This is a genomic window from Pseudoalteromonas sp. TB64 (assembly GCF_000498095.1).
Taxonomy (GTDB): Bacteria; Pseudomonadota; Gammaproteobacteria; order Enterobacterales; family Alteromonadaceae; genus Pseudoalteromonas.
This window is the reverse complement of the sequence record NZ_AUTQ01000197.1, coordinates 1-9,726: the sequence shown is the minus strand read 5'-3', so window position 1 is coordinate 9,726 and position 9,726 is coordinate 1. Positions and strand designations below refer to the sequence as shown.

General features: G+C 38.8%; 12 protein-coding genes. 7 read left to right on the top strand and 5 right to left on the bottom strand.

Features of this window, described 5'->3' with window-relative positions; translation table 11 throughout:
• A partial coding sequence (locus tag L647_RS1000000126275; RefSeq protein ID WP_216712741.1) for a hypothetical protein occupies positions 1–218 on the top strand: 218 nt, incomplete at its 5' end.
• 224 nt (positions 219–442) lie between these two features.
• Here L647_RS1000000126275 and L647_RS0116680 read toward each other — a convergent pair.
• Positions 443–742, bottom strand: coding sequence for a DUF3301 domain-containing protein (locus L647_RS0116680; RefSeq protein WP_024612069.1), 300 nt, complete (start codon positions 740–742; stop codon positions 443–445).
• Positions 743–1,771, bottom strand: a complete 1,029-nt coding sequence (locus L647_RS0116675; RefSeq protein WP_024612068.1) for a DUF3549 family protein — start codon at positions 1,769–1,771, stop codon at positions 743–745.
• Positions 1,772–1,875: 104 nt separating this feature from the next.
• Here L647_RS0116675 and L647_RS0116670 point away from each other — a divergent pair, with 104 nt between their 5' ends.
• The 3 genes from L647_RS0116670 to L647_RS0116660 are packed head-to-tail and all read left to right on the top strand — an operon-like array spanning position 1,876 to position 3,402.
• A complete protein-coding gene (locus L647_RS0116670; protein ID WP_024612067.1) occupies positions 1,876–2,196 on the top strand; it encodes a YqcC family protein in 321 nt (106 codons plus the stop codon).
• Positions 2,189–2,953: a tRNA pseudouridine(65) synthase TruC gene (truC, locus tag L647_RS0116665; RefSeq protein ID WP_024612066.1), complete on the top strand. Its 765-nt coding sequence runs from the start codon at positions 2,189–2,191 to the stop codon at positions 2,951–2,953. The genes L647_RS0116670 and truC overlap by 8 nt, the downstream gene beginning before the upstream one ends.
• Positions 2,953–3,402: a flavodoxin gene (locus L647_RS0116660; protein WP_024612065.1), complete on the top strand. Its 450-nt coding sequence runs from the start codon at positions 2,953–2,955 to the stop codon at positions 3,400–3,402. Before truC ends, L647_RS0116660 begins: the two co-directional genes overlap by 1 nt.
• An 86-nt stretch (positions 3,403–3,488) precedes the next feature.
• On the opposite strand, the gene L647_RS0116655 is transcribed toward L647_RS0116660, so the two are convergent.
• Both L647_RS0116655 and gloB read right to left on the bottom strand, forming a co-directional pair.
• Positions 3,489–5,078, bottom strand: a complete 1,590-nt coding sequence (locus L647_RS0116655) for a LysM peptidoglycan-binding domain-containing protein (RefSeq protein WP_024612064.1) — start codon at positions 5,076–5,078, stop codon at positions 3,489–3,491.
• 156 nt (positions 5,079–5,234) lie between these two features.
• Positions 5,235–6,008, bottom strand: coding sequence for a hydroxyacylglutathione hydrolase (gloB, locus tag L647_RS0116650; RefSeq protein ID WP_024612063.1), 774 nt, complete (start codon positions 6,006–6,008; stop codon positions 5,235–5,237).
• Positions 6,009–6,061: 53 nt separating this feature from the next.
• On the opposite strand from gloB, the gene L647_RS0116645 reads away from it, so the two are divergent.
• Positions 6,062–6,838, top strand: coding sequence for a class I SAM-dependent methyltransferase (locus tag L647_RS0116645; protein ID WP_024612062.1), 777 nt, complete (start codon positions 6,062–6,064; stop codon positions 6,836–6,838).
• Positions 6,839–6,947: 109 nt separating this feature from the next.
• Here the strand turns inward: L647_RS0116645 and rnhA are convergent, their stop codons facing one another.
• Positions 6,948–7,412 carry a ribonuclease HI gene (gene rnhA, locus L647_RS0116640; RefSeq protein WP_024612061.1) on the bottom strand — a complete coding sequence of 155 codons (465 nt, stop codon included), beginning with the start codon at positions 7,410–7,412 and terminating at the stop codon, positions 6,948–6,950.
• A gap of 68 nt (positions 7,413–7,480) precedes the next feature.
• Here rnhA and dnaQ point away from each other — a divergent pair, with 68 nt between their 5' ends.
• On the top strand, positions 7,481–8,194 hold the full coding sequence (dnaQ, locus tag L647_RS0116635) for a DNA polymerase III subunit epsilon (RefSeq protein WP_024612060.1): 714 nt from the start codon (positions 7,481–7,483) through the stop codon (positions 8,192–8,194).
• Between the two features lie 9 nt (positions 8,195–8,203).
• Positions 8,204–9,574, top strand: a complete 1,371-nt coding sequence (locus L647_RS0116630; RefSeq protein ID WP_024612059.1) for a TIGR03503 family protein — start codon at positions 8,204–8,206, stop codon at positions 9,572–9,574.
• The last annotated feature ends 152 nt before the right edge of the window (positions 9,575–9,726 follow it).

The window sequence follows — 9,726 nt, the reverse complement described above, 5'->3', positions numbered from 1 at the left end:
AGCCGAGCGTTAGTTTACGTTTGATAGCCAAGATGGCAATAGGATATGCAGGATGCATAAAGTGGCAGGAGCTACTTAAAGGATTACCACGGATGATGCTGCAGATGCAGCCGAGCGTTAGTTTACGTTTGATAGCCAAGATGGCAATAGGATATGCAGGATGCATAAAGTGGCAGGAGCTACTTAAAGGATTACCACGGATGATGCTGCAGATGTAGCCGAGCGTTAGTTTACGTTTGATAGCCAAGATGGCGAAGGGATATTGCGGTATGCAATGTGAGGGTAAACAGGGTTGTTTACTCGTTCAGGGGATGATAATACGGATTTATAGATAATGGATATCTAGCAGGATGCAGTCCAATTGGGGCGTAACTTTAGTTACGCCTTAGTTTTTTGTGTTTGAATAAATTTAATTTAGCCCTAAATTAAATCCACTTATAATTTAAATTTTATGCGGTGGAACAACCACACTTTTTAATAATTCATTTTCCATAATAAGCACGCCTTGATAAGCATTTTCACCATCACTAGAAAATTCAAATATAAATTCGCTTTTTATCCCAGGTTTACTGTCTTTTAAAAAACCAAAACGACGTTTAGCACATGCAACGCTCATTAACTGAACCTGCAATTGTTCACTTTGACGTTTAGCATGAGCATTAGCAGCCTCTGCAATTTTTCGATTAAGCCAAAATAAGTAAATTACACTACCAATGAGTATGAACGTCCATAAACTTGCCATTTAAGAGAATAACCTTCCGATTGCACGCGCGAGGGTTTCGCTACGATTTTCTTTTCGTAATAAGCCTAATAAATGCGGGCGAATAGTGGGTATTGCAACTAAGTCTGCAAAAATACTTGGAAATAGTTCTTCAATTTGTTGATGATGTGCACAGTTATCCATAAATATATGTAAACGCTCGGGGTTTTCTAATTGAGTAAAACAACGTCCAGCAATTGTCAATAACACGTCTGAATCTTGTCCTACAGGTGAGCTTAATACGTTATCTACTAATTGAGCGCATAACCCTTGAGCCTGACCTTTTGAAATAGCTCTAAGTGCTGAGGTTATAGCTATAGTATTTTTATTATCGATAGCTGTTTGTGCATAATCAACAAGTAATTCACTTATCGATGTTGGTATTTCTACATGCTCAAGCATAGCACTGAGTGGCTGTAGTACCTCAACTGGTAAATGCGACCATGCTTTTTTGAGATTGCCTAAGTTTGTATCGCTATCTAATCGCAGCGCAAAGTCCGCAATACCTTGTAATGCAACACTCTGCCAATTATCAAAGCCAATTTTACCGCTAAAATATAATTGTGCATGTTCGTAATATTGTGATGCTGGTTGTTTTAGTAGAACTTTTATTTGGGCGTTAAATGCAGCTAACTTATTTGCGTTTGGTGTAAAAACATATGGGTTATTATCGAGCTTACCATCGGCATGTTCTCCCGTAATTTCAGTGCCTAATGCTTGAATAACCATATCGGCAAAGTGATCGCGACTAGCACTTACAAGCATGCTTTGCTCATCAACTGGGAACTTTAAAAACCATACATACGGTTCTTTACTGGCTTTAACATCCCAAAATTGAATAGCTAACCAAGCATGACCAGCAAGAGGGTAAGGATAAGGAACTTGTGCTTGTTCAATAGCTAAAAATTGTTTTTTATCAAGCTTAGTAATATGCCTGCCAATATCAAAAGCACGCCATTGAGTACCCGCGTTATCTAAAAGCTGCCCTAATGTAGCTATTTGTTCACTCATCGTATTCTCAACTGTTTTTACTGCAAAATTACATTAATTATACGACATAGCTGCTTATGAGGGAACAGGGTATAATTGTATAACATATATAAAAGAGGGTGGTTATGTACCAGCAAACCCAAGCTTATTTAGAGCAATTAAAGTCGCTTTTAAAAAAGCATCAGCTTTGGCAAAGTGAGCCAATAGCTCCTGAGTTATTACAATCTAACGTACCATTTTGTCACGATACTATTGTATTTGAGCAGTGGTTACAGTTTGTATTTATTGAAAAAGTTGAGCTGTTAATTAACTGTAAGCAACCCTTGCCGCGTAATTTTGCGATTGCACCTATGGCGCAAATGACACTTATTAATAAAAATGGCAGCGATGAAATTATTGAAATATTAACAGCCCTAGATACATTTTTAGGAGAGCCTAATGAGTGAGCGCCCAGCACCAATTGAATACGGTGAGCTAACAATCTTGTATCAAGATGAAAATTATGTGGCAATAGATAAGCCTTCAGGTTTACTAGTTCATCGCTCATTTTTAGATAAACACGAAACCCAATTTGCAATGCAAATGTTGCGTGACCAATTAGGGCAACATGTTTTCCCTGTTCATAGACTCGATAGACCAACATCCGGTGTATTGCTTTTTGCATTAAGCTCAGAAGCAGCTCGTGATATGAACCAGCTATTTATTGAAGGCACTATCGCGAAGCGATATTTAGCCTTAGTACGTGGTTTTGCGCCTGAGTCGGTATTTTTAGATAAACCACTTAAAGAAGAACTAGATAAAATAGCCGATAAGTTTGCAGATCAAGATAAAGCCCCACAAGAGGCTCAAACGCAATTTAATTGTTTGCACCAAGCGGCGCTTCCTATTCCAATAGGTAAATATCCAACGGTACGTTACTCGCTAGTTGAGTGTTTTCCAAAGACAGGTCGTAAGCATCAAATTCGCAGGCATTTAAAGCATTTGTCACATCCTATAATTGGTGATGTGAACCATGGTGATAATCAGCATAATCAATTTTTTAGGGAGCATTTTGAGTTCAGAAGGTTAATGTTATTTGCAACTGAGCTTAGTTTTGTGCACCCTTACAGTAATGAATCAATAACAATTAAAGCGCCACTAGGTAAAGAAATGCTGCAAATTTGCAAGCAGCTTGGTTGGCCAGAAGATGAAAAGGATTATTAATGGCACATATTAGTGTTTTTGTAGGCAGCGTTAATGGCGGTGCTGAGCGTTTGAGTGACGAAGTTGCAACAACAATTGAACAAGCTGGGCACACTGTGTCTGTATTTAGTGAGCCGGCACTTGATGATATTAAAAACGCATCACATATTTTAATTGTAACCTCTACAACGGGGCAAGGTGATGTACCAAGCAACTTGGCTGGATTGTTTTATGCGCTCAATAGTACCTTTCCTATGCTAACTGATAAGCCTTTTGGTGTAATTGCGATGGGTGACAGAAGTTACGGTGATACCTTTTGTGGGGCAGGTCGCAGTTTTGATGAGCTATTACGTGATTTACAAGCAAAGCCTGTTGGTAATCGTTTAGAGATTGATGCATGCGAAGATTTTGAACCTTGGCCGGTTGCAGAGCCTTGGTTAAAAAGTTGGTTTGAAAAATTGCCATCTTAATTTACGTATTATTTTAGCTAAAGTTGTTAAGGTAAATAGCAAAAAGGAGCGCATGCGCTCCTTTTTCATGTTTATAGCTTTGTAAACTAGCTACTTCTTACATCTACTTTAAGTTTTAGCTTTTGGCCTGGTTGCAAATACTTTTCACCAGCCAAATTGTTCCACTTAATAATATCGTTAATAGTTAAATTAAACTTAGACGCTATACGTGCTAATGAATCTCCCCGGCGTACTTTATAAGTAATTGTACGGTCGGTTCTGTTTTTTGCAGTTTGGGTTTTATTAGCCGATTTATAAACGGTTAGCTTTTGATTTAAGCGTAGTACAGAATTTTTTCTTAGCTTATTCCATTTTGCCAAGTCATCCATAGTTACGTCGTATTCACGGCTAATATCCCACAACGTATCACCACTTTTTACTGTATGCGAAAGCTTTGTACGCGTACTCTTATTTGCAGCTAAGCGCATCTGCTTAGGTAAATGCTCACTATTTATTGCACCATCAGTAAGTGGTACTAGTAGCTTTTGACCTACACGAATAGTGTTAGAGCTTAATTTATTTAATGATTTAATTGCACTAGAGCTAGTCGTAAATTTTTTCGCAATAACCGATAAACTATCACCACGTACAACAGTGTAACGTTGCCAGCGTAGTCGATCTTTTGCATCGGTAAGAGCTAGTTTTTGACTAAACTGTTCTGCTTTATCCACTGGCAATAGTAAAAAATGTGGACCGTTTGGATCAGTTGCCCAGCGGTTAAAGCCTGGGTTTAACCTGTATAGTTCAGTCAGTGTTATATCAGCCATGTCAGCTGCGAGTGCTAAGTCAATTTGCGATCCCACATCAACTACTTCAACTACTTGTGCATTAATAACGGGTTGCCACGTAACGTTAAAATCATCAGAGCGCTTTAATAAATCAGCGAGCGCGAGTAATTTAGGGACATATGCCGTTGTTTCACTTGGTAAATCAAGGGACCAGAAGTCGGTAGGTAGGTGTTTTTTCCGATTCTTTTTTATTGCTCGTAATAAACGACCTTCACCTGAGTTATAGGCAGCAATTGCATTTAACCAATCACCATCAAGGGTTTTATGTAAATACGACAAATAATCAAGAGCAGCTCGTGTTGACTGTACAATGTCACGACGACCGTCGTACCACCAGTTTTGCTTTAAATCAAAACGCTCACCGGTTTGTGGCATAAATTGCCAAATACCGGATGCACTGCGGTTAGAGTAACCAAAAGGGTCAAATGCACTTTCTACAATAGGAAGTAGGGCTATTTCGATTGGCATTTCACGCTTTTCAACTTCTTCTACAATAAAGTGTAGGTATGGTTCTGCTCGTTTAGAAATACGATCTAAATAAGCTTGATGCTTTGCATAATAATTACGTTGCGTTACGACTGGACGATTTTGTGGGACTTTTATAGAAAGCTGGTAGCGAATGCGCTCCCATACATCATCAAAAATAGGGGCTGCTTCGTCGTCATTATCATCAGCTACTTGCTGATATTGTGCGTTTATTTTCAATGCATTGTTAATGTCGTCAGGGCTTGCGCCTTCGAGCTGTTCGTTTGCCTGATTAGCAACTTGTGAGTCTGAATCTTGGGTTGTCAGCGTTTGACAACCACTTAGTGCTAATACTAAGGCTAATAAAAGGGGAGATTTATTCATAAATACCAATACATCGAGTAAAAAACTCGGCGAATACTACCCGTTATGAGTAAACATTGCCACTTAATGACTTTTCAATACATCACGCTTAATTACTAACTAACTTTAACCATTTGATAATTAGTTAGTAATTATTATTGAATAATAACGCTTGTGCTAAAAATTGTCTTTGAACTGTCTGAGACTCGCAAAGTTCTCCCAAGGTTCATTGTTTTTTGTAACTAAGGACATTTTTGACGGCACGAGTTCTGTAATTGTAGGTAAGTCGCTTCGCATAAATGGGTTTATTTTCAGCTCTTGCCCAATTGAGGTTGGTAAAGATATTTTATTTTGACTTCGCAGTTCATCAACTTTTTTACTATATGCAAGTAGTTCAGGGTTGCGCGGTTCAACTGCTTTTGCAAAAGCAAGGTTTGCTTGCGTGTACTCGTGTGTGCAATACACATTACAACTTTCAGGTAAGCTACGTAGTTTATTAAATGAATGCCACATTTGCTCTGCAGTACCTTCAAATAAACGCCCACATCCTCCACTAAATAATGTATCGCCGGTAAATGCGAGTTCGTTATTGGTATAACAAATATGGTCTAGCGTGTGCCCTGGCGTTTCGAAAATATTAAAATCAACATTAAGTACATTAATATTTTGACCATCTTTGAGTGGGTGAGTAACCCCTTTAAATGGGCTATTAGTTGGACCATAAACAGGTATGTTTGGGTTGCTGGCAACTAATGTTGCTACACCATCTGTATGATCATAATGATGGTGTGTAATTAAAATGCCAGCAAGTATTAAGTTATGCTCAGCTAAGTGCGCTATTACTGGTTCGGCTTGACCTGGGTCAACTACCCAAGCTTGGTTACTATTACTATTTGTTAAGCACCAAATGTAATTATCAGAAAAGGCTTTAATTGCTTTGACTTGCACCATGGTAAATTGCTCTATAAAGTGACAGTTAACACATAGTATAACGAGCTCATAAAATGAAACCAGCCCTTAGTTTTCAAGAAGGACCCAAACCACTGTCGTGGCAGCAGTTTCCTCATGGGGACTATTTACGTGCAGGCATTGAACGTAAAATGGAACCATGGTTACCCCGTATGTTTGGTTATCATATGCTTAAGTTAGGTAATTTAAGCGGAGAATTAAATACAAGTATCAGCACTATTAAGCACCAAGTATGTGTTGCTGAGCCAGGACCTTACACTGGGGTGGTTGCTGATATAGATGAGTTACCATTTTATGAGCATAGCGTTGACGCGTGCATTTTAAGTCATTGCTTAGAGTATCACTCTGATCCGCATCATATTTTACGCGAAGCCCACCGCACGTTAATTCCTGGTGGATATATTGTTATTACAGGTTTTAACCCATTTAGTTTATGCGGACTTGCACAAATGCTGCCCTTTAGTGGGCAAAAATTACCGTGGACAGGGCGCTTTTTTACTCCGGCAAGAGTTAAAGATTGGCTTAATTTATTAGGATTTGAAATTGTAGGCGATGAGCGTTTTATTTATTCATCATTAGCAAGAGGAAATCGGTTATCAAGGTTTGAATTTTGGCGTACCTTTGCTAAGCAATATTTAAAACCGATGGGCAGTGTTTATATGCTGGTGGCACGTAAAAGAGTTGCGCCACTTACGCCTATTAAACCTAAGTGGCATGCTAGACCGCAGTTTTCACCAGTAAAAGGTGCCGGACTAAGGCAAACATCTAAACAACACTTTAAGCAATGTGAGCAAGACAAAAATAATAGTTAAGTGACTATTGAATTTCTTGCAGATACATTAATTTTTAATAAAGTAAATGCTCTATAGGCAAACATTTTAAACTGTTGCCTGAGATAAGTTTATTAAGAATAAAGGTATTTTAAGGCTGGTAGCCTACATCTTCTAGTAAATCTTTACTACCGGCAGCGTCGCGAGCGAGGTCGTCAACTATTTCGTTATACTTATGACCACTGTGGCCTTTAACCCATTTCCAAGTTACAGTGTGTTCGCTGCATGCTTTATCTAAACGTTTCCATAAATCTACATTTTTAACTGGTTTTTTAGCTGATGTTAACCAACCACGTTTTTTCCAGTTAGCAATCCACGATTCTATACCTTGTTTAACATACTGGCTGTCGGTTGTTATAGTTACAACACAAGGGCGGGTCAGTGATTCAAGGGCTACAATAGCCGCGAGCATTTCCATTCGGTTATTAGTTGTGAGTTTATAGCCTTGGCTTAATTCTTTTTCGTGGGCATCGTAAATCATAAAAATACCATAACCGCCGGGGCCTGGATTACCTAAACATGAGCCATCGGTGTAAATCTCTACGGTTTTTTGCACTGTTTTACCTTGATCTTATGTACAATAAAGTGATTATAGAAAGATACCAGAATCAGGCTAAATTCGATATGGCACGTAGACAAATAGTTTTAGATACAGAAACCACCGGCATCGACCCTAAACAAGGGCACCGTATTATAGAAATTGGTTGTGTGGAGTTAGTAAATCGCCGCTTAACAGGTAATAACTTTCATGTTTATATTAATCCACAACGACCAAGCGAAGAGGAAGCAATAGACGTTCACGGTATTACTAATGAGTTTTTACGTGACAAGCCGTTGTTTCATCAAATTGCACAAGAGTTTTTCGACTATATTGAAGGGGCTGAACTCGTTATCCATAATGCACCGTTCGATGTTGGGCATATGGACAATGAATTTGCATTACTTAATCAGGGCTATCCTAAAACAAGTACATTTTGCCAAGTTCTCGACACGCTTAAAATGGCGCGTGACTTGCATCCAGGTCAAAAGAACAACCTTGATGCATTATGCCGTCGTTATGATGTAGATAACGCTAAGCGTACTTTGCATGGCGCATTGCTGGATTCTGAAATATTAGCTGATGTTTACCTTGCTATGACTGGGGGTCAAACAAAGCTGAATTTGAATCAAAATAAAGATGATGGCAGCGATCAACAAAAGGGTGGAATAAAACGTTTAAGTAGCGATAGAGCGCCGCTTATTGTATTGCATGCAAATGATGCAGAACAAAGCGCACACGAGGCGCGATTAGATCTCGTTAATAAAGAAGGCGGTCAATGCTTATGGCGCGCTGAATAAGGCTAATAAATGAAAACGATGTATTTTGTAACAGCGCTATGCACAGCTAGTTTTTTTACAAGCCATGCGTATGGTGTTAAGCAAGTTGAGGTACTAAAGCGCGACGGGCAACAAAATGAGATCCCTCTTTTAGAAAATCGTTTTCGTATCGACAGCCAAGTTGATGAAATAACTTTACTCTTCTTTAGAAAGTCAGGCGCGCCAGCCGTTATTTTAGTCAGACCAGACGGAAGCAAGTATTTTGCTACTGAGTCGGTTAAAAATCCTAATTTGGAGTGGTTTGACGAGCTAAACTACGATCTTGTTACTATTAAAAACCCTATGCCAGGGCCATGGCAAGTAATCGGCAGTATATTGCCCGAGAGCCGAATTGTAGTGCTTGGGGAAATTTCCCTTTTGGCAGATCCACTCCCGCCTATGTTATTTAGAGGTGAGACACTCAAAATCACTGGAAAAATATTAAATGATGGCGAGTCAATTAATGCTAATTTATTTAAAGATGTGGTGAGCCTCAATGTCGACTTTGTTAGCACTAATAATGATGCATTTGCTAACTTTGGGACTAGCACACAAGAAGTCGCCTCATTTAAAGACGACGGACGGGAATTTGATGAGCGCTCAAACGACGGTATTTTTACTGGTGAGTTTAAATTAGATTTTCCAGAAGGTGAGTGGATACCAGAACTGTACGTTACAACACCTTTACTACAGCGCCGTATAGTGCAAGACACAATTATCGTTCATGAGCCTCCTTTTAGTTATGATATTATACTCGGTGAGGAAAATATTGATGAGCATCTGCTTACTATTAATATTGATAGTAAAATAGTTAAAGCAGAAACAGTACTTATTCAAGGAAAAATTTATTACCCTAGTAATGAAGAGCAAATGTTTACCATTGACGCCGCACCTAATGAATCACGTCAGCTTGCAATTAAAAATTATGATTGGGGTCGATATAGTGTTGAGTTGTCTGTTTTTGGTACAAATATTAATGATCGTGAATTTATGGCGACGCTCCCGACATACAAATTTGAAATAGCACGACCTATCGAAGCCGTACCAGAAATCGATCCTAGTACAATAATTAACCCCGACCTTATAATTGAGAGCGAACCCGAAGAAGAGAAAATGGCAACAGCGACATTAATTAGCTTAATAGTTGGTTGTAATTTGTTCGTTTTATTAATAGGTTGGCTTGGTGTTCGTATATTTGTTCAGAAAAAACCAATTACATTTAAAGTTAAGCTGCCTTTCTTAAATAAAAAGAAAGACGAAAATAGTGAAATGACTGATTCCAAAAATAATCAAAGTAGTTCAAACGGGTCAAAAAATGACAAATCAGGTGAAATTTTAAACCTTTCGATGTCAGATGACTAAAAAACCTATAAAAAAGTAAAAAAGCCCTTGACGAAATAGGGGCTGGTTCGTATTATTCACGCCGCTGTTAAGGGAGACCTAAACGGCACCGGAAATATGGAGTGGTAGTTCAGTTGGTTAGAATACCGGCCTGTCACGCCGGGGGTCGCGGG

What these genes read in the sequence shown, in the direction of transcription:
- L647_RS0116680 (WP_024612069.1), bottom strand. Translation starts at nt 742, where the DNA reads ATGGCAAGTTTATGGACGTTCATACTCATTGGTAGTGTAATTTACTTA.
- L647_RS0116675 (WP_024612068.1), bottom strand. Translation starts at nt 1,771, where the DNA reads ATGAGTGAACAAATAGCTACATTAGGGCAGCTTTTAGATAACGCGGGT.
- L647_RS0116670 (WP_024612067.1), top strand. Translation starts at nt 1,876, where the DNA reads ATGTACCAGCAAACCCAAGCTTATTTAGAGCAATTAAAGTCGCTTTTA.
- truC (WP_024612066.1), top strand. Translation starts at nt 2,189, where the DNA reads ATGAGTGAGCGCCCAGCACCAATTGAATACGGTGAGCTAACAATCTTG.
- L647_RS0116660 (WP_024612065.1), top strand. Translation starts at nt 2,953, where the DNA reads ATGGCACATATTAGTGTTTTTGTAGGCAGCGTTAATGGCGGTGCTGAG.
- L647_RS0116655 (WP_024612064.1), bottom strand. Translation starts at nt 5,078, where the DNA reads ATGAATAAATCTCCCCTTTTATTAGCCTTAGTATTAGCACTAAGTGGT.
- gloB (WP_024612063.1), bottom strand. Translation starts at nt 6,008, where the DNA reads ATGGTGCAAGTCAAAGCAATTAAAGCCTTTTCTGATAATTACATTTGG.
- L647_RS0116645 (WP_024612062.1), top strand. Translation starts at nt 6,062, where the DNA reads ATGAAACCAGCCCTTAGTTTTCAAGAAGGACCCAAACCACTGTCGTGG.
- dnaQ (WP_024612060.1), top strand. Translation starts at nt 7,481, where the DNA reads ATGGCACGTAGACAAATAGTTTTAGATACAGAAACCACCGGCATCGAC.
- L647_RS0116630 (WP_024612059.1), top strand. Translation starts at nt 8,204, where the DNA reads ATGAAAACGATGTATTTTGTAACAGCGCTATGCACAGCTAGTTTTTTT.